Annotated in this window: 18 protein-coding genes and 1 riboswitch; of the genes, 8 read left to right on the top strand and 10 right to left on the bottom strand. The window is 38.1% G+C overall.

The window, feature by feature from the left end:
- The coding region (locus F9U64_RS16920; RefSeq protein WP_153406091.1) for a carbohydrate ABC transporter permease at window positions 1–818 on the bottom strand (818 nt) is incomplete at its 3' end.
- A 15-nt stretch (window positions 819–833) separates the two neighbouring features.
- Window positions 834–3,731: an extracellular solute-binding protein gene (locus F9U64_RS16915; RefSeq protein ID WP_153406090.1), complete on the bottom strand. Its 2,898-nt coding sequence runs from the start codon at window positions 3,729–3,731 to the stop codon at window positions 834–836.
- A gap of 338 nt (window positions 3,732–4,069) precedes the next feature.
- Here F9U64_RS16915 and F9U64_RS16910 point away from each other — a divergent pair, with 338 nt between their 5' ends.
- Together F9U64_RS16910 and F9U64_RS16905 are read left to right on the top strand one after the other, a co-directional pair.
- Window positions 4,070–4,972 carry an ArsR/SmtB family transcription factor gene (locus tag F9U64_RS16910; RefSeq protein ID WP_153406089.1) on the top strand — a complete coding sequence of 301 codons (903 nt, stop codon included), beginning with the start codon at window positions 4,070–4,072 and terminating at the stop codon, window positions 4,970–4,972.
- A 228-nt stretch (window positions 4,973–5,200) separates the two neighbouring features.
- A complete protein-coding gene (locus tag F9U64_RS16905; protein ID WP_153406088.1) occupies window positions 5,201–5,557 on the top strand; it encodes a response regulator in 357 nt (118 codons plus the stop codon).
- A gap of 48 nt (window positions 5,558–5,605) precedes the next feature.
- Here F9U64_RS16905 and F9U64_RS16900 read toward each other — a convergent pair whose 3' ends face one another.
- A complete protein-coding gene (locus F9U64_RS16900) occupies window positions 5,606–6,160 on the bottom strand; it encodes a hypothetical protein (protein ID WP_153406087.1) in 555 nt (184 codons plus the stop codon).
- 488 nt (window positions 6,161–6,648) lie between these two features.
- On the opposite strand from F9U64_RS16900, the gene ric reads away from it, so the two are divergent.
- The 4 genes from ric (at window position 6,649) to F9U64_RS16880 (ending at window position 9,169) form a co-directional block, all read left to right on the top strand.
- Window positions 6,649–7,347: an iron-sulfur cluster repair di-iron protein gene (gene ric, locus F9U64_RS16895; protein ID WP_153406086.1), complete on the top strand. Its 699-nt coding sequence runs from the start codon at window positions 6,649–6,651 to the stop codon at window positions 7,345–7,347.
- A 388-nt stretch (window positions 7,348–7,735) separates the two neighbouring features.
- Window positions 7,736–8,035, top strand: a complete 300-nt coding sequence (locus F9U64_RS16890; protein WP_153406085.1) for a HesB/YadR/YfhF family protein — start codon at window positions 7,736–7,738, stop codon at window positions 8,033–8,035.
- Window positions 8,036–8,182: 147 nt separating this feature from the next.
- Window positions 8,183–8,650, top strand: a complete 468-nt coding sequence (locus F9U64_RS16885) for a flavin reductase family protein (protein ID WP_153406084.1) — start codon at window positions 8,183–8,185, stop codon at window positions 8,648–8,650.
- Window positions 8,651–8,668: 18 nt separating this feature from the next.
- Window positions 8,669–9,169 carry a hypothetical protein gene (locus F9U64_RS16880; protein ID WP_153406083.1) on the top strand — a complete coding sequence of 167 codons (501 nt, stop codon included), beginning with the start codon at window positions 8,669–8,671 and terminating at the stop codon, window positions 9,167–9,169.
- A gap of 115 nt (window positions 9,170–9,284) precedes the next feature.
- Here F9U64_RS16880 and F9U64_RS16875 read toward each other — a convergent pair whose 3' ends face one another.
- The 4 genes from F9U64_RS16875 to F9U64_RS16860 form a co-directional block, all read right to left on the bottom strand.
- Window positions 9,285–10,466 carry a Gfo/Idh/MocA family protein gene (locus F9U64_RS16875; protein ID WP_153406082.1) on the bottom strand — a complete coding sequence of 394 codons (1,182 nt, stop codon included), beginning with the start codon at window positions 10,464–10,466 and terminating at the stop codon, window positions 9,285–9,287.
- Between the two features lie 10 nt (window positions 10,467–10,476).
- Window positions 10,477–11,592, bottom strand: coding sequence for a Gfo/Idh/MocA family protein (locus F9U64_RS16870; protein ID WP_194287425.1), 1,116 nt, complete (start codon window positions 11,590–11,592; stop codon window positions 10,477–10,479).
- 17 nt (window positions 11,593–11,609) lie between these two features.
- Window positions 11,610–12,260, bottom strand: a complete 651-nt coding sequence (locus F9U64_RS16865; protein ID WP_153406081.1) for a ThuA domain-containing protein — start codon at window positions 12,258–12,260, stop codon at window positions 11,610–11,612.
- A gap of 66 nt (window positions 12,261–12,326) precedes the next feature.
- Entirely contained in the window at window positions 12,327–13,901 is a 1,575-nt protein-coding gene (locus F9U64_RS16860; RefSeq protein WP_153406080.1) for a glycoside hydrolase family 43 protein, read from the bottom strand.
- A gap of 356 nt (window positions 13,902–14,257) precedes the next feature.
- On the opposite strand from F9U64_RS16860, the gene trhA reads away from it, so the two are divergent.
- Window positions 14,258–14,902 (top strand): PAQR family membrane homeostasis protein TrhA, encoded by a 645-nt coding sequence (gene trhA / locus F9U64_RS16855; protein WP_153406079.1) that lies wholly within the window; start codon window positions 14,258–14,260, stop codon window positions 14,900–14,902.
- 142 nt (window positions 14,903–15,044) lie between these two features.
- Complete coding sequence (locus F9U64_RS16850; RefSeq protein ID WP_153406094.1) at window positions 15,045–16,154, top strand: TIGR04053 family radical SAM/SPASM domain-containing protein; 1,110 nt, start codon at window positions 15,045–15,047, stop codon at window positions 16,152–16,154.
- Window positions 16,155–16,390: 236 nt separating this feature from the next.
- On the opposite strand, the gene F9U64_RS16845 is transcribed toward F9U64_RS16850, so the two are convergent.
- The 3 genes from F9U64_RS16845 to F9U64_RS16835 form a co-directional block, all read right to left on the bottom strand.
- A complete protein-coding gene (locus tag F9U64_RS16845) occupies window positions 16,391–16,705 on the bottom strand; it encodes a DMT family transporter (RefSeq protein ID WP_153406078.1) in 315 nt (104 codons plus the stop codon).
- Window positions 16,705–17,043 (bottom strand): DMT family transporter, encoded by a 339-nt coding sequence (locus F9U64_RS16840; protein WP_153406077.1) that lies wholly within the window; start codon window positions 17,041–17,043, stop codon window positions 16,705–16,707. The genes F9U64_RS16845 and F9U64_RS16840 overlap by 1 nt, the downstream gene beginning before the upstream one ends.
- Window positions 17,044–17,093: 50 nt before the next feature.
- A riboswitch (guanidine-I (ykkC/yxkD leader) is annotated at window positions 17,094–17,201 on the bottom strand.
- An 849-nt stretch (window positions 17,202–18,050) separates the two neighbouring features.
- Window positions 18,051–18,956: a nuclease-related domain-containing protein gene (locus F9U64_RS16835; RefSeq protein ID WP_153406076.1), complete on the bottom strand. Its 906-nt coding sequence runs from the start codon at window positions 18,954–18,956 to the stop codon at window positions 18,051–18,053.
- Window positions 18,957–19,020 lie beyond the last annotated feature (64 nt).

Here is a 19,020-nt window from a genome sequence, read left to right as displayed (position 1 = left end):
ACTGACAGTGCGGCAGCGTATCCCATTTCAAAACGGATAAATCCATAATCCTCCACATGGTTCACGATAAGTTGACCAGCATAGGACGGCGTTGGGTTGGAACCGGTTAATTCGACCCCTATTGCCCCTGTTGAGAATGTACCAACTATCGCCATTACGGCCCCAAATAACATTTGCGGTTTCATCGAAGGGATGGTGATATAGATCAATTCCTGAAATCTGTTTTTGATTCCATCAATGGCAGCCGCTTCATAAAGCGATTCATCTACATTCAAGACACCTGCCAGCATGGCCAGGAACCCGACTCCCATACTGCTCCATAATGCGACAATAATCATGATTAACAAAATAAATCTTGTATCCTGTAACCAGATAACTGGTTCGGTAATAAACCCCCACTGCATCAATAAACTATTAACATATCCTGCCTGGTTCCCGCTGAAGATGACTTTCCACACAACCGCCATCGCCACACCCTGTGTCATCGATGGGGAATAAAAAATTAAGGCCAGAATCATACGCGGTAATGGCGTTAATTGTGCCAGACTCCATGCAAGTAAAAAAGATAATATGTAACCGCCTGGTCCAACTATCAAGGCGAACAGCACCGTATTAGGCAAAACATATTGCATGAAGATCTCATCTTGTGTCAGCAGATTGATATAATTGAGAAACCCGACAAAATCCGGGCTCTCAATTGTGTTAAAGTTAGTAAATGACAATACGATTGCCATCCCAACAGGAATGATAATAAACAAGGAAAACATTGATAAATATGGGAGCAAAAAGAGATAAGGACTCTTATTATCTTTATACATTGCTTTGCCCTCCGTTTATTCGGTATTTACTTCCGGATTATAGTAAGGTTCCAGAAGTTCCCCATTCTTCATAAAACCAAACTCTTCTAATTTGCGATTTGTTTCACGATTTACTCGTTTACTTGCCAAATCAATGGCTGTACGTAAATTTTCACCGTCCAGAACAATCGAATTATATGCATTACTTAACTCACGTTCCAGCATGTAACTGCCAGGCACGCGGGGAACTTCGGTAATCCATTCCGCCTGGGAGAGGATTACTTCTTTATGACTTGATGACCAAGGAAGCCCGTTGTATGCTTCAATATTGGCAGTATTCCACATATACTCTTTCCCGTATGTTGTCTGCAGCGTATTACCAAAAGCTACTTGAACTTCTGTACTTGCCCACCATTTCATAAATTCCCAAGCCTCTTCTGTTTTACCGGTATCTTTAAACATAATGTTGCTTTCTGCACCACCTGCAGACCAGCGTTCTACTTCGCCAGCTTCATTTTCTTTACCTGGAATAAGGGCTATCTCCCACTGATTGGCAATTTCTGGTGCAGCATTTACGATTAAGTTGTACATATTGTAATCGGAAATACCGATCGGCAGGGAACCATCCCGGAATTGCTGATAGAAACTCGGCACATCGTACGGAGCATTATAAATCGTAAATAATTCTGTTAATTCCCTCACACCTTCAATGGTACCGTTTTCATTCAATAGCGTATTATCAATTGTTTCATCATAAAATCTTCCGCCATTCTGATATATAATTGGCATTGTCCCCGCAAAAATTTTCATCCCTGGCATACCTGCAGTAGGATAGAAGAAATTCATCCCTTTCCGCTGTAATTCAGGTAAGTATGTTTTTACTTCGTCTAAAGTTTCTGGAATTGCTAACCCCAATCTTTCCAAGATGTCTGTACGATAGAATAATACCCAAAAATTCATCGTATCAGGTAAAGCATAGACACCACCTTGCACTTTTGCCGGTGTGAGCATCCCCTCAGGATATACTTGAACAACTTCTTCATATCCTTCTAATTGGCTAAGGTCCTGGAGTGCACCACGAATGGCAATTTCAAAAGGTAAGGCATAATTTACACCTAAAGCAACATCTGGTGCTTCATTTGCTGCATTTGCCAAAATTAATTTATTTTGATCAGGCATAATGGACAGATCAACTTTAACGCCAGTTTCCGCTGTGAACTGTTCGTCGATAAGCTGCTGCATAATCTCAATATATTGACGCGGTCTGTTTACCCATACTTGTAAATGTTCTTCATTCACATTGTTAACCGTATAATCCTGATCTCCAAACGATGTAAATAATCGCTCTATATTGGCAAATTGTTTAGCAAAAAAACCTGCACCTGTACTTATATCTCCTTTATTTTGATAAAAATATAATTTATCTATTGCAACACCGTTATTATTCATTTCCTGAAGCAAGTTTCCAAGGTGTGCTGTAATCGAGTTAGTACCTGTCGACAGTTCATTTTTCCGGACAACCAGTTTATCTACATCTTCCGCTAAGCTTCTTAATTGTTCTTCTGCAATGACCAGCGAAGAGAAAGTACCGATTTCTTCAGCATTCGGATTGAACGCTTTCATTTCATTATAAAGCGCCTTCATTTGATCAGCCCAGCTAACTAACAGTTCCTCTGTACCCGGAATGTATGATTCAATGTCAATATCCCGATTACGGTCAACATTTGGTCCTACTAAATTAGTAAGCTCCAGAGATAATGCCTGAATTTCTGCACTTAACTGTTCTACCTGTTCGATAGTCGACTTAATGGGATCCAAACTTAATTCCAGACTTATCGTATTTTTACCCTTTTCTAAATAAACAGGTATAGGTTCATCTTCAGCAGAAAAGGTCATATTTGTATAATTCGTTGTATAGCTGATTGGATAGTTCTTAAACTCCTGGAAAGGAATGTTCTCATTGATATAAATGTTCATAAAAACAGGAAAGTCAGGTTTTGCACTTTGATCATAATGAGCGCCTAAATAATAGTAACCGCTCTCGTTTACTTCAACTTCATAAAACAGTTTTTGGCCTGCTGTTTTAAAAGAATCTGCATTGATATGATTGAGGACAATATCACTGGTATCATATGGTGTTAGATCAAAATTGTACGAACCAGCAGATCGTATAGAAGAATCATTTTTGTATGTATGTCTTTCTGCCTCTATTTCGATATACTCATTTCCCTCTACATTCTGTTCTTCAAATGGTTTTAACTCTGTTGGACCTTGGAGAATCACTTGCTTAAATAACAGGTTACCTTCTGTTAATTTGAGGGTCAGTGTATTCTCCCCCTCTTCCAACGGGATTAAAAACGGATCACTATTCCGGTAACTTGAATCAATCAGGAACTTCGTCTGCCATTCATCAACCTTAACTGGCTGCGGGACAATTTCATTCCCATATTTGTCTTTGCTCCATTCTTTTGGATTTTCCCATTTGCTTTCAAAGACAATATTTCTTAATTCATAAAAAGGAATTTCTCCATTTACCTCTACTTCCAATTGGGAAGGTAATATTTGCTCCCCTTCAATGAAGTATTGCAACCCTATTTGGTAGAGAGCTTTTTCAGGTGCAGTAATAATAATTTCTGCTTCACCTGCAGGATTAATCTGTATCACTTCTTCTGACCGAAATGTACTTATAAGTTCTCGCCCTTCAACTAAACCGCTTACATCATTAAGAATAATTGGATCACCTTCGTATACATTCATTTCCTCGTTTTGAATATACGAACTGTATTTCTCATCAAGTATCCGAATATCTCCAACAATGTCATTAGCGGTTTGCTGATCCGATTCTTCAGCTTGTACTGTTATGTTAAATCCTGAAATAACATGAAACATTACTAAAGAATAGAGAATGAATCGTAATAAATGTCCATGATTCAATACAACCACCTCTGTCAATTATAATTAATCAAAAGGATAATATTGATAATATTTCCTTTTATATTTATATTAAATATACATACTACCCTCCGCTTAGTCAATAACTTTTTTTATTACCTCTGAAAGTTATTGATAACTTGTTTAACATTTTCATTAATCTCGCTATTTGAAAGGGGGTTTTATAATTCCATTCCACACAAAAAAACTTTTTTAAACAAATTAATTAACTTATCTCTGTTTTTTTACATTGGAATGGTATAATAGATTAATACACCTATGTGTGTCATAATTACAATATTGTTCTACATCATTAATTTGAGAGAAAGTGGTTGATCAACATGCAATTAGAAATAGATAAGTCTTCCTTGCCTGTTTATGAAGCGTTAGCAAGTGAGGTTAGAATTCAAATTATTCACCTGTTATCTCGAAATAAGATGAACATCAAAGAACTATCCTCATCTTTAGGGATTAGCAGTCCGATTGTGACAAAACATATAGAGAAATTAGAGAAAGCGGGCATTATCAGAACAGAAAAGATTCCAGGGAAATCTGGTCTTCAACGAATTTCCATCCTAAAAATTGATCATATCGAAATTAATTTCCCTAAAAAGATTTATCATTCATTTGCAACTTACGAAACATCTGTACCTGTAGGCCATTACACCGACTATTTTGTATTGCCGACATGTGGGATTGCGACAAGCAAAGATTTTGTAGGACCAGTGGATGATTCGAAATATTTTATGGATCCTAAAAGAATGGATGCAAGGATTTTGTGGTTTACACAAGGGTTTATTGAGTACAAAACGCCTAACTTTCTTAAAAGTGGTGATGAACTGCAGCAGTTTGATATCAGTTTTGAAATATCATCTGAATTCCCTTTTTCCAATGAAGTATGGCCTTCTGATATAACGTTTTCGTTAAACGATATCGAACTGGGCACATGGGTAAGCCCTGGAGATTTTGCTGATACAAGAGGAAAATTCACTCCTGAATGGTGGCCAAGTAATATTAATCAATATGGGTTGTTAAAGACCATTCGGATTACTACACATGGTACATATATGGATGGTGAACCATTATCTGATGTTACGATAAATGATCTGGATACAAAAACGGACGGTTGGAAATTAAGAGTAGAAGTAAAAGAGGATGCCGAAAATATCGGAGGAGTTACATTATTTGGTCAAGGGTTTGGTAACCATGACCAGGATATTAACTTTAAGCTTTATTATATTTAATATAACACATTGCGAAGCCTGTTTTTCAGGCTTCTTTTTTTACCTTTTGGAAAAAGTTCTGTTTGACATAGTAGATAATTTGAAGTCCGCAAGCGAATATGAGTTTTTCTAATACGAAACAATAAGAAAAGAGTAGAATTTTATCGAATTTTCTTCACTTCAGCTAAATTTTAAAGTAAAATAATGATACCAATAAACAAGAATGAAATAATTTAAGGGAGTCCAACTATGAAAAAAACCGTACTTATTGCCGATGACTCCACCTTTATGCGTAAATGGCTAAAGCAAATCATCGAAAAACATCCCTATAAAGTAATTGGTGAAGCAAAGAATGGTTTAGATGCTGTTATGCAGTACCAGAGGCTCCAGCCTGACATTGTATTACTGGATATTATCATGCCTAAATCAAATGGTTTAGACGCATTAAAGAAAATTATGGAGCTCGATCCACATGCAAATGTCATTATATCTTCTTCTCTAGCGACACGCAGTAATGTGATTTCAGCTTTACAATATGGAGCAAAGGATTTTATCATCAAGCCACATTTTAGTGAGTTAATTAAAGCACTTGATAACATAGAATAATTCAATAGGTCAAATAAAAAAAAGAAGCTTGCTATTATTCAAGCTTCGTTATTCTAGTTCAAAGAATTCTTCCTTGCCCAAGTATTGAACATAATGTTCCGCTATTTTTTTTAAATCACCTGACATTTCCAAATACAGCCATTGTCCATATTTTTCACCTATGTATGTTCTTCTCTCTACCTGAAACTCTCTTGTTTCTTTATCAACCAGGGTAAAACATAGCTTTTCTTCATAGGTTTTATATTTTGGATCTGATAATACCTCAACAACAGCAGGAATTTCATGTACGGAAAATGGATTTTCGTAAGTGAAGATGTAGACTCTGTCCCGTTTCACATCCAATTTATAATCTTTGATCGGACTGTGTTTTTTCATAGCTTCATCCAATATTTTTATTTCTTTATCATTAATTCTCTTGTTTGCTTTTTTTGTTAAGTAAACTCTGCCATTTGGGTGTTCATACACTTCATATCCTTCAGGAATTTCCTCAACTTCTGTAATATCATCATCTTTTTTAAAATAATAACTTGGATTTCCTTTGCTTGTTTTTCTTACATGAAGAAAATATTCATCCCCACGGAAGTTTGTATGTTTAACCGCCATCAGTAGACCCCCTTTGATTAATTCTTATTACAGGTTTTGCTACTCATCTATAAGAGGATGTTCAAAAAGCCATCAAATGATAAGCGGCAAATCTCTTCGTTGGTTTGCGAGTCCGCTTCTCACGTATTCAAACCATACGTTCCGAGGCTCCTCACTGCACCGCCTCGACCTTCTTGCTTCTAATTTGCCGGCTTTTGAACACGCACTAGTAGAGGATGTTCAAAAAGCCATCAAATGATAAGCGGCGAATCTCTTCGTTGATTTGCGAGTCCGCTTCTCACGTATTCAAACCATACGTTCCGAGGCTCCTCACTGCACCGCCTCAACCTTCTTGCTTCTAATTTGCCGGCTTTTGAACACGCACTATAAGTATAACAAAGACTGAAGATAATTGAAAATTTCGTACATTTCCCGGGTATGTGATATGAATCACATTAGATTTTTGTGAAGTTTGCTATTGTTATAGATATAATAAGGAGGTAATCAAAATGACAACTTTCCAATTAACTGATACGCCAGCGGCTATTGTAAAAGCATTCCCAAAAGCGAGTGATTTTTTTAAACAAGCAAAAATAGACTTTTGTTGTGGCGGTGACCAGCCATTATCTGTTGTGAATGAAAAGAAAAAAGGTAAAGTAGATATCCAGTCCCTCTTATCAACAATTAATCAGTCTTATGCAGAATGGCTTGATGCAGGTAATAAACAAGTAAACTGGGATGAAATCAGCGACTCTGAGCTTGTTGATCACATTTTGCAAAATCATCACCAATACTTGCAAAATGAATTACCACCATTAAATCAGTTTGTTACAAAGATTTACAGAGTACATGGAGCGAATCACCCCCATCTCGAAAAATTACACAAATTATATCATATGTTCCAAATGGAAATGGAAGCACATATGATTGAGGAAGAAAACGATTTATTTCCATTAATTAAAGAATATGAAAAAACAAAAGATCCACAAACGGCAGAAAAAATCCGGTTATTAAATGAAACGATGGAAGAAGACCATGACCATGTTGGTAACCTGTTAAAAGAAATGAACGAATTGACTAACAACTATGAACTGCCAGAAGGTGCCTGCAATTCCTATCGCCTGACGTATGCCCGTCTTCAGGAATTAGAAAATAACACCTTTCAGCATATCCATTTAGAAAATAATATTCTGTTTAATAATTTCTAGCAAATAACAAAAAAAGCATCTGTTGAGAGTTAGGCAGCTGACAATATTCTATAGGATGGGACAATAGCAGTTTGTCCGTACTACAATCCGGTCGATTATGAACTCGTCCGGATTATTTGTGTCAACAATAAAGAGAAGACATTCCGTAATTACTTTTGAATTAAGCAGATGTCGCACTTTCCATGGTCAAAGCGAGTATTACCCTCAATGGAGAACTAGCATTATTTAAATTAATCGATTAGAATGACAAAACCTCTAGTATTCTTTTCTCATTTAAAAACAAATTATTACACATTCCGCTAATAAAGAGTTATTGTAATAATAGGTATTAATAAATAATTGGATGTCATGAGCATATTTTTATAATAGGATATAAGGAGTGAAAGGAATGGAAATAAAAGTAACGGATAAAGCACTGCACTGGTTTAAAGAGGAAGTGGAGCTTAAAGATGGTGACACTGTAAAGTTCCAGGCAAAATACGGCGGTTCCAGTCCTATTCATGAAGGTTTCTCTTTAGCATTTCAAGTAAAAGAAGAGCCAGGTGAAGTTTTTGCTTCAACTGAAAAAGAAGGAATTACTTTCTTTATCGATACAACAGATGCCTGGTTTTTCAAAGGATATCACTTAATTGTCACATTTGATGAGGACTTGGAAGAAGTCACCTATGAATATGAAGAAGAAGCTTAAGAGCTTATCAGTCTAACAGTACGACAGCAAGCCATTTTAACTCCCCTTCATCGTTTGGCTTAGCCTTCAAACGATTCAAGCGGGAGTTTTCCTGGCTGACTATGTTAAAATATACTAACAGATTTCTAAACTAGGAGGAAGATGTACATGAGTTCACAGCAATTCCGCAAAGCAATGAGCAAATTTGCTACTGGAATTACCATTGTTACAACAACGTTTGATGATGAAATACAAGGCATGACAGTCAATGCTTTTATGTCTGTATCCCTTGAGCCTCAGTTAATCACCATTTCCCTTGACCAGCGGACACATTTTTATAAAAATGCTGAAAAAATTAAGCGATTTGGAATCAGTATTCTTAGAGAAGAGCAACAGGAGATTTCCATGATTTTCGCAAAGCAAATAGAAAAAGAATTCCATGACTTTTCAGAGGTAGATGGTGTACCTGTAATTCCTGGCAGTCTGGGAACGCTCGCTTGTACCGTTGTCAATCAGGTAGAAGCAGGTGATCATCTTCTTTTAATTGCAAGTGTTGATAAAATCGAATTATCTGAAGATGAAGGCAACCCTATTCTTTACTTTAATAGCGGCTACCGGAAAATTGATAAAGAATAGTGATGGTGGAGGAAGTCAATGATTCTTATTTCCATTATTAAAAATTGTGCCAAACTCCCACGAAAAGAAGCATTATTTCAATTAAATCGTGTCAGTATGAGAGATACACTTGTTTATCTTTTTTTATTATTTTTTATTACTTTCCTGCCAAATGTCATTTTAAATATCATCACATTTGAGGCTGATGAATCGGTTTTAAGCTATTCGCAGTTTCTATTGCAAGTTATTGTTTCCTATCCTTTTCTGATGATGTTTCTTGTTATTGCAAGTATTTCTGTGCTTGCATTTCCAGCGTTTATTATTCGAACATTTTTACATCGAAAGCTCGCATACCAGCAGCTTTGGAAAATGACTGGCTTTGCTTTGTTGTTTCCATTAATTTGTTATCATATTCTCTTTTATTTACCAGTTTCCAATAATATTGCTGTGTTGATCAGTATACTCTGGCTTTATGTGCTAATGTATCGAATGATTATTATTTATCCGAAAAAAAAGAGCAAAACAGAAAAACCAGGCTAATATGCCTGGCTTTTTTAGAAAGATGACTGGGCATATTTCTGCCCGGTCTTGTGCTATCAGGAGAAAAAGCAGTTAGTTTACAGAGGGCTTTGATAAAATTTGCCGTCTTCTCTTATTAGCTAATTCGTTCATTTTCGATCTTAACCCAGCGTCTTTCCTCTGCGGATTTTTCAATAGCCTCTAGTAAGATTTGATTTTTAACTCCATCTTCGAAATTCGGTGTCGGCTGATAATCTTCTGCTAACCCGCGGAAAAATTCATCAACTAAATGAATAAATGTATGTTCATAACCGATGATATGTCCTGCTGGCCAATAAGCTCCTGCATACGGATGCACCTCTTCCGTACAATTGATCAAACGGAATCCTTGTTCACCTTCCTTATCATCCGCAAAGTATACTTCAAGGTTATTCATATTTTCCATATCCCAGCGGATCGACCCTTTTTCCCCATTGATTTCAAATTTATTTTTATTCCGGTTTCCACCTGCAAAACGGGTTGCCTCAAATGTACCAAGTGCTCCGTTCTCAAATCGGGCAATAATAGCGACCGCATCATCCACGGTTACTTCCCCCATCTTACTGGCATCACCTTTTGCGCTTAAACCACCAGTCATTTCACCAATCGGTCTTTGTTTGATAAAGGTTTCCATTGTTGCACTGACTTCGGTAAACTCACCTATCAGAAACCGTGCCATATCTAAACTGTGTGCACCAATATCCCCTAATGCTCCAGAACCAGATACCTCCTTCTTCAGGCGCCAGACAAGCGGAAAGTTCGGATCAATAATAAAATCCTGTAAATAATTCGCACGATAATGGAAGACACGACCAATTTTCCCCTGATCAATTAACTTTTTGGCAAACTGAACTGCCGGAACAAACCGGTAGTTATGGCAGATCATATGCTTGACACCATTCTTCTTCACAGCTGCAAGCATTTGCTCAGCTTCTTCAACAGTTAAAGCTAATGGCTTTTCTGTAATAATATGCTTGCCAGCTTCTGCTGCAGCAATTGCGATTTCTGCATGGGTATGATTTGGTGTGACTATATCGATAACATCAATATCCTCTCTTTCAATCACTTTCCGCCAATCCGTTTCGTACGCTTCCCAGCCAAATTTCTCTTGTGCTGCTTTAACAGCTTCTTCATTTCGTCCTGCAATTACTTTTAATTCCGGCTTTAACGGATTATCAAAATAAAATGGCAAATCACGATAAGCATGGCTATGCGCTTTCCCCATAAACTGATAACCAATCATGCCGACACGAACAGATTTACTTTTTCCTGATTCCATTTACATCACCTTACCCTTTCAATTTAGTTGAAAAATTACTTTCTTCTATTCCAATTGGCAAAGGTTCTGGCTGTTTACAGCTGCTGATCGTATAATAATGTTTTTCCTGATCGGAGGCATCATGGATCCCGTGCATAACATCCAGCACATGATAAGCAAGCTCACCATCCGTTCTCGCTTTTCTTTTTTGTATAATAGCATCAGCCATTTCTGCCACACCAAGTCCACGGCTGTTATCAGCAAATCCATGCGTCATCGCAATTTCCTGCCACTCTCTGTCATCTTTTTTCCTTAGAAAAACAGGTCCTCCGAAGGTATTCGGGTCTGGTACGACCAGACTGCCTTCTGTTCCATAAATTTCGATGTGTGGCAAACGGTGGTGCCATGTATCAAAACTTGTAATAATAGAGGCAACAGCACCACTTTCAAAATCAAGCACACCATTAATCTGGGTTGGTGTTTCCACTTGAATTTTCTCTCCATACTTCTCTTTGCTTGTAATTGTTCGTTCCTTGTATGTTGTCTGTGCTGAACCTGTGACACGTTTAATTGGACCCATTAAAGCGATGAGAGCGGTTAAATAATAAGGACCCATATCAAACATTGGTCCACCGCCAACCTGATAATAAAACGCCGGATCTGGATGCCACCTTTCATGACCTGGCCCCATCATAAAAGCGGTTGCAGATATTGGCTCACCAATCATGCCGTCATCAATCAGTTTTTTGCATGTCTGAATTCCTGCGCCTAAAAACGTATCAGGTGCATTGCCAATATACAGCTCTTTTTCTCTGGCAACATCTATTATTCTCTTGGCATCTTCTCTTGTGACAGCTAATGGCTTTTCTCCATAGACGTGCTTCCCATTTTCCAATGCCTTGATGGCAATCTCTGCATGGACAGCAGGAATGGTTAAATTAATCACTAAATCAATTTCCGGATCTGCTAATAAATCATCTGTTGTATATTCTTTTGGAACCTGAAATTCATCAGCGCGTGCTTGTGCTCTCTCTAATACAAGATCAGCAACTGCCTGAATTTGATAATTTTGAAACCTGCCAGCATTCTCTAAATATATTTTGCTAATATTTCCACAACCAATAATTCCTGCATTTAACTTTTTCACTATTCTTGCTCCTCCCGTTATCGGCTCGCCCACACCATGCCTTTTCGCATTAATTTTAACACTTCCGGCATTTCGACTATCTCTGCGACATGTCCTAAACCGCAATAATATACTTTGCCTTTCCCCCACTTTTTCGTCCATACTACAGGCATATCTACTTCACCATTTGTTTGATAAGGACCTTCCGCTACCGGAAATCGGGTTGTTGCATAAACCTTCACTACCGGATCCACATGCATATAGTATTGTTCTGATTTCACAGTGAAATCTTCCATATCTTCTGTGAGCGGATGATCGGGATCTACAATGTTTACACGGTATTCCACCCCATCATTTCCAGGGTGTGCAACCCATTGGCCGCCAACCATAAATTGATAGTCTACTTCCATCCGGAAACTATCTCCCATTCCGCCATGCAATCCTGCAAGCCCAGTTCCTGTTTCTACAGCCTTTAGTAATGGCTGTAACTGGTCTTGCTCAATTGTTCCTTGCGTCCAGTTAGGAACAATCAAATCATATTGAGTCAGGTCATCCTCTTTTAAAGTATCTAATGTATCAGTGATTTTTACATCAAAATCTTCTTCCTTTAATAGTCTTGCCAATATTGCTGCAACCTTCTCCGGCTCATGACCTTGCCAGCCACCTTGAAAAATTAATGCTCTCTTCATTTTATTTACCCTCCTATTAATCTATGACTCTATCACAGTCCTAACCGTCATTGATAACTATGCTGATCAAAGTCTCTCATTGTAATGGAAATAATCAAAATCGGCGTGTTTCCTTTGGCCGCTGATATCCTGGGCTGCTATTCCCACAAATGTTCCAGTAAATCTTACATAGTCAGAATCATCATCTGATAAATGTCCAATGTCGATTGGGTCTCCAAGCTTTATCCATTCCTTTTCTACTGTTGTAAAATAGAATTGCAGCAGATGTCTGTCTATTCTTGCCTTTAAATAGATTGGTGTGTCTGTTGTTATGGCAATATCCTGATCAAGAAGTTCATCATAATTACCATGCTTTGTTTCTATTATGCCAATACATTTACCAAAGTCCTCGTGTGTGGTAACTCTTAAGTAGACATAATCCTCTGTATCATAATATACCATTAAACCAGCCATCTGCTGAAAGTTTTCCGGATCGAATTCTACTACTGTTTCTATGTCCACATGAAAATGCTCCAGTCTCCTCATTAACATACTTTGACGATGGAATGAATTCATTGATTCCTGACCATATAAACGGAGATAGCCTGGCCTTTCTGTTAAGGAAAACCATGGTTCTTCAAAAGTTCTTCTTAGAGCATTCCAATATAACTTCAGCTGAGGTTTATCAAAGTCATCATGATTCGACAGCTGATCAGGTTGAAAGACCGGTAAATCAGGTGCTTCCACTTCGTTACTTGGATCAGGTCCATCAACGACTCTGAGCCAATTATCTTCTGTCAAGTAACATTTTTGTATCGCTGTTTCTCTTCCTAAAATACACTTATCTTCAACAACAGGGCGACCACATAAGTGTGCCATATACCATTCGCCATTCTGTGCTTCTACTAAACAGCCATGTCCTGCTTTTTGTAATTGATCGGGTGCCTTTTGATCAGAGGTTAAAATCGGATTGGTTGGGTCCACTTCATACGGGCCGAACAGGGATGGAGATCGTGCCATTGTCGCAGCATGGTTATACTCTGTTCCTCCCTCTGCTGTCAGTAAATAATAATAACCATTCCGCTTATAAATATGTGGTGCTTCTGTTTTCCCTAATACTGTTCCTCTAAAAATGTTGCGGATCGGTCCTATTAATTTTTGTTCTTCTGGGGAATACTCCTGCAAAGCAATTCCCGCAAAAGAATTGGTCCCTTTTCGATGATCCCATATCATATTGACAAGCCATTTCCTGCCATCATCATCGTGAAATAAGGATGGATCGAAACCGCTGCTGTTTAAATAGATTGGTTCAGACCAGGGACCTTCGATATTTTCTGCTGTCACTAAATAATTGTGTGTGTCTTTAAATGCTCCTTTTCTGCTTTTTACATCTGTGAAAATAAGATAAAACATACCATCACTGTATGTTAAACAAGGTGCCCAAACACCGCCTGAATTTAAATTTCCCAGCATATTTAACTGCGAAGATCGGGTAAGTGCATAACTTTTTAATTCCCAATTGACCAGATCCTTAGAGTGATAGATTTGGACACCAGGAAACCATTCAAAAGTGGAAACAGCAATATAATAATCATCATTCACTCTGACGATGGAGGGATCTGGATGGTATCCTGGTAAAACAGGGTTTAGAATCTTTGGCATAAGAAGGACTCCTCTCAAAATAAAATTCCATTAATGAATACGCTAACAATTTTATACACCATCTATTATAACTAAGTTTGTGCAAAGAACAAACTATTTAATTAATTTTTTACGATAAATTGAAACTTTGTTCATTAGGGGTATGACAGACGGTTAGAGCAGTGATAATTGTGCATATTTGCAATCTTGGTAAAAAAGGAACATAATAAAGGAAGACTTTGATCATTAAAGAAATTTGCTTAGCTTCTGTTTATCTCCGCTTATTTTGTGTTACTTAAATTTTTGACGCGGATTTTTGCAGACAGTTAACGCTGTGAGGAAAATATATTAATGGTTAATGGAAAGGAAGCTAGAACATGGGTTCAACGCATGAATTTTCTAAAGGTGAGGAAATAGCTAACTCTATTACACATGGTATTGGCATGGTGCTAAGTATTGCTGGATTAGTTATTCTGATTGTTTTTGCATCATTATATGGAACAGCATGGCATGTTATCAGTTTTACCGTATTCGGAGCAACAATGGTTCTTCTCTATACATCCTCGACAATGTTACACAGTCTCCCAAAAGGAAGAGCAAAAAATGTGTTTGAAGTTCTTGACCATTCGTCGATTTATTTCTTTATTGCTGGTACTTATACCCCGTTCCTCTTTCTTGTCATTCAAGGGTGGCAAGGCTGGACACTATTTGGCGTCATCTGGGGACTGGCAATTGGCGGAACGGTATTTAAAGCTTTTTTTGTAAAGAAATTTCTCTTTTTCTCCACAATATTGTATGTACTGATGGGCTGGCTAATCGTATTAGCGTGGCAGCCGCTTGTAGAGAATATGCATCCAAATGGCATAGCATGGCTAGTGATTGGCGGTTTATTCTATACGGTTGGCGCGGTATTTTATGTTTGGCGAGGATTCAAATATCATCATGCACTTTGGCATACATTTGTTTTAGCTGGTTCTATAGCTCATTTCTTTTGTGTGCTGTTCTATCTATTACCATGGTAAACTGCCAAAACAGATCATTACGTTTCGTGATCTGTTTTTTTGTGTGTAATTTATCACAACATTTCTTTCCATCTTATTATATATTCATTTATATGAAGATTGGAAAGGAGTTATACTGTTGAAAAATATTCCTTCATTTCTGATGAGAGATTATCATAAAGACCCATTTATAGTCATTTGGGAAGTAACGAGAGCCTGTGCATTAAAGTGTCTCCATTGCAGAGCAGATGCACAACACCACCGGGATCCCAGAGAGTTAAATTTTGAAGAAGCGAAACAGCTTATTGATCAAATTCATTCGATGAACAATCCATTACTTGTTTTTACAGGTGGAGACCCTTTAGAAAGAGAGGATCTGTTCGATATTGCCGCATATGCAATCAATAAAGGTGTCCGTGTTTCGATGACCCCCTCTGCTACTCCCAATGTGACCAGACAAGTGATGGAAAAAGCAAAAGAGATCGGTTTAGCTCGCTGGGCTTTTAGCATTGATGGCCCTGATGCTGAAATTCATGATCATTTTCGTGGGACAAGCGGTTCTTTTGACCGGACAATGGAAGCAATTCAATATTTACATGAATTACACATGCCATTGCAAATCAATACCGTCATTTCTAAGTATAATGTTGAATATTTAGAGGAAATGAAATTATTAATGGATCAGCTTGATGTTGTGTTATGGAGTGTGTTTTTCTTAGTTCCTGTCGGCAGAGGACAAGAGAAAGATATGATCAGTCCTGCAGATCATGAGAGAGTTTTCCGATGGTTATACAATGTATCACAATCTAGTAATTTTGATATAAAGACAACAGCTGCACAGCATTATCGCAGGGTTGTCCTGCAGCAAAAGGCACGAAAGCAGGAAACAAAAATAGCTTTTGAGAATGTTCTTAAAAATGGCGCAACAGGAACTGTCGATGGTCTGGGTAGAGCACCTAAGGGGGTGAACGATGGCAATGGCTTTATTTTCATTTCCCATATCGGTGATGTTTATCCAAGTGGACTGCTGCCAGTAAAAGTCGGCAATGTAAGACTAGAGACTCTTCCAGACATTTATCGCAATTCGCCTATATTAAAGCAATTACGTGATCCTGATCAATATAAAGGGAAATGTGGTGTGTGCGAATTTCGCCATGTTTGTGGCGGCTCCCGCTCCAGAGCATATGCCGCAACTGGTGATTATTTAGAAAGTGAACCATATTGTGTGTATATACCGAAGGCGATGAGGCAAAAGAATAAAGTGAGATTTTAATTATGGGATATTATTGCTGTGATAAGAAATGGGAAGTCATCCTGCCAGAAAACAGGATGACTTGTATAATCGATGGAATACATTTTCTTTATTGTTAAGCAAAGCGTTACTTTCTGCTGCAGCTTTCTCGGGCGAATGGAAGATGCTTTGCGGTTCCTCCCGCTATTTATTCCAATTTTTTTCCATAAAAAATTACATGAGACTGCCCCTGTTTGGATATACCTTGGTGGTCAGTCTCACCCAATTAACTTCAATCCGATTACAGATAAAATAATTAAAGCTAAGCAGAAAATTCTTTTCATATTCCTTGATTCATTAAAAAAGATAATACCAACAATGGCGCCACCTGCCGCTCCAATCCCTGTCCATATCGCATATGCAGTCCCCATTGCAATGTAGTTGAGCGCATAAGATAAACCGATAAAACTCAAGCTAAATCCTAAGATCAATAGAAGCAAATCTCTCCAATTTTTTGTCTGATGCCATCTGCTGATCATAATTACACCTGTCATTTCAAATAATCCTGACAAAATTAAGATCACCCATTCCATCAAGCGACACCTCCATTCTTAGAATCATCTGTTGTTAACTTTAAGCCGATTATACCAATAAGCAAGATGGCAATACATACGATTTTCCATATATTAAACGGTTCATGGAAGATAATCATATCAACTAGTACCGTTCCAGCAGTTCCTAACCCGACAAATACAGCATAAACCGTTCCAGCCGGCAGCTTATTAGCCCCCATTATCAGAAAGTAAAAACTTATCACAATCGCAATAACCGTGCCACCCCACTCCAGTACGGTATCTGCATAAGTTAATCCAACCACCCAAATCACTTCAAAAACTGCAGCAAAGACAATTTTCAACCATTCTTTATACATTCTCATTCTCCTTTTTCATCTAAAAATAAAAAGCCCCAGAGATATAATCTATCTCCTAGGCTTTTGTCCTTCCGTGTCACAGTAAATCTAACTGTGTGTTTTCTCTCGGACCAGTCCAATAATGTGTAGATGATTGCGGAACCCTAGAAAACAATCTGTATTTAATTAGTATCAGTTTACACAATGGGGTGTGGGGATGTCAAATGGAGGGGCAGGGTATGAAGCAGATGTCATAACCAGTAAGACGCTGATGAAGCGGATGTAGATTATTACATTATATTTAGATTAACGGGAAATTTGCTGAGTCTGGCCTTTTGTTTTCCGCTTTATCTCCCGATTAACGGGAAATCCACTTCGACTCGCCTTTCGTTTTCCGCTTTATCTCCGGATTAACAGGAAATCCGCTTTCCCACGCCTTTCGTTTTCCGCTTTATCTCCGGATTAACCGGAAATCGGCTACGCCTCGCCTCTCGTTTTCCGCTTTATCTCCCGATTAACAGGAAATCCGCTTCATATCGCCTTTCGTTTTCCGCTTTATCCCCCGATTAACGGGAAATCCGCTGCGACACGCCTCTCGTTTTCCGCTTTATCTCCCGATTAACAGGAAATCCACTGTACACCGTCTATCGTTTTCCGCTTTATCTCCACATTAACAGGAAATCCGCTGCGCACCGCCTTTCGTTTTCCGCTTTATCTCCAGATTACCGGGAAATCCACTTCGCCTCGCCTCTCGTTTTCCGCTTTATCTCCCGATTAACAGGAAATCCACTTCACATCGCCTCTCGTTTTCCGCTTTATCTCCCGATTAACAGGAAATCCACTTCGACACGCCTCTCGTTTTCCGCTTTATCTCCGGATTAACGGGAAATCCGCTGCGCCACGCCTCTCGTTTTCCACTTTATCTCCCGATTAACGAGAAATACGCTGCGCCACCCTCTCGTTTTCCACTTAATGTTGGGTTTAACAATAATCATCCCACCAACCTTGTCACTCTAACTATTTATATTTCATTCTAAATTCTTTCTAATATAATAAGCCCCTTTTTTGTTGCCTTTCATTTCAAAATTTTTCTGCAAGGTATACCTAATTCGTTCTAAGTTAACTTGGAGGTTACACCATTCCAATATTCTTTCACTTGTTACTTTCTCCCCTGGGAAAAGTATCATAAACTCTTCAGCAGTCCGTAGAATAGCTGATTGAAAACGTTCACGCTCGCCGCATTTTTGGCAAATACATCCCTTTCCTTCTACTTTGGTGTAAAAACTTCTGCAATGAATGCAGGGAATTCCTCTCTTCAATTCTTTGTATTGATAGTCAGGCAGAGTCTCGTATGGGGATTTTTCCAATCTGATGGATTCTAGCTTGTTTGCTAATTTGGGGAAAACAGGATCTAGCGTTACAGAATCGGGGATTGCCTGAAAATACCGATTTAATTGTGTTGGCAGGAGAATTTTATTGGTAGCTGGTGCTTGGAAGATCGTGCATTCGGGGTTGATGAAGACGACGGCAGCATAAATGGGGACTTGATAGCCTAGATGAAGCAATTGGGACAATAATGATTCTGTTCTTTTTAACTGTATTAATGGATCGTCAATTTCCTTGCCTGAAAAAAGATACAGCTTATAATTGGAATAATAGTATTCGCCGATAAAATTCTTTACTTCGTACAAATAGATAGCATTATTTATTAAGAGGGTATGATCAAGTTGAAAAGTTTTGTTATTAGAAGAGAGCCAGACATCGCGGAGGAGAAGGTAATTGCGCTGGAGTGGTTCGAGATAAGCATCGAAGAGGAGCTCTCCTTCATATCCCCTTTTTAATTTTTTATATTTTTTTGTTTCCGCTTTTGATAAAGACTTTCGCAGTGCTAACGATTCGTAAACAATAAGTTCATTAGGTTTTTTTCTCAACATACTCTTCCTTCCTGGTTCTTTTGCCTGCATTTTATCATAAGTTTACTAAATACCAAAAAGTGTA

It is taken from the genome of Gracilibacillus oryzae (assembly GCF_009498735.1).
Lineage (GTDB): Bacteria > Bacillota > Bacilli > Bacillales > Amphibacillaceae > Gracilibacillus > Gracilibacillus oryzae.
This window is presented reverse-complemented; position numbering and strand designations above follow the sequence as displayed.

Excerpts from the sequence above, each read along its gene's own strand:
- F9U64_RS16910 (WP_153406089.1), top strand. The coding sequence starts at position 4,070 with ATGCAATTAGAAATAGATAAGTCTTCCTTGCCTGTTTATGAAGCGTTA.
- F9U64_RS16905 (WP_153406088.1), top strand. The coding sequence starts at position 5,201 with ATGAAAAAAACCGTACTTATTGCCGATGACTCCACCTTTATGCGTAAA.
- F9U64_RS16900 (WP_153406087.1), bottom strand. The coding sequence starts at position 6,160 with ATGGCGGTTAAACATACAAACTTCCGTGGGGATGAATATTTTCTTCAT.
- ric (WP_153406086.1), top strand. The coding sequence starts at position 6,649 with ATGACAACTTTCCAATTAACTGATACGCCAGCGGCTATTGTAAAAGCA.
- F9U64_RS16890 (WP_153406085.1), top strand. The coding sequence starts at position 7,736 with ATGGAAATAAAAGTAACGGATAAAGCACTGCACTGGTTTAAAGAGGAA.
- F9U64_RS16885 (WP_153406084.1), top strand. The coding sequence starts at position 8,183 with ATGAGTTCACAGCAATTCCGCAAAGCAATGAGCAAATTTGCTACTGGA.
- F9U64_RS16880 (WP_153406083.1), top strand. The coding sequence starts at position 8,669 with ATGATTCTTATTTCCATTATTAAAAATTGTGCCAAACTCCCACGAAAA.
- F9U64_RS16875 (WP_153406082.1), bottom strand. The coding sequence starts at position 10,466 with ATGGAATCAGGAAAAAGTAAATCTGTTCGTGTCGGCATGATTGGTTAT.
- F9U64_RS16865 (WP_153406081.1), bottom strand. The coding sequence starts at position 12,260 with ATGAAGAGAGCATTAATTTTTCAAGGTGGCTGGCAAGGTCATGAGCCG.
- F9U64_RS16860 (WP_153406080.1), bottom strand. The coding sequence starts at position 13,901 with ATGCCAAAGATTCTAAACCCTGTTTTACCAGGATACCATCCAGATCCC.
- trhA (WP_153406079.1), top strand. The coding sequence starts at position 14,258 with ATGGGTTCAACGCATGAATTTTCTAAAGGTGAGGAAATAGCTAACTCT.
- F9U64_RS16850 (WP_153406094.1), top strand. The coding sequence starts at position 15,045 with ATGAGAGATTATCATAAAGACCCATTTATAGTCATTTGGGAAGTAACG.
- F9U64_RS16845 (WP_153406078.1), bottom strand. The coding sequence starts at position 16,705 with ATGGAATGGGTGATCTTAATTTTGTCAGGATTATTTGAAATGACAGGT.
- F9U64_RS16840 (WP_153406077.1), bottom strand. The coding sequence starts at position 17,043 with ATGTATAAAGAATGGTTGAAAATTGTCTTTGCTGCAGTTTTTGAAGTG.
- F9U64_RS16835 (WP_153406076.1), bottom strand. The coding sequence starts at position 18,956 with ATGTTGAGAAAAAAACCTAATGAACTTATTGTTTACGAATCGTTAGCA.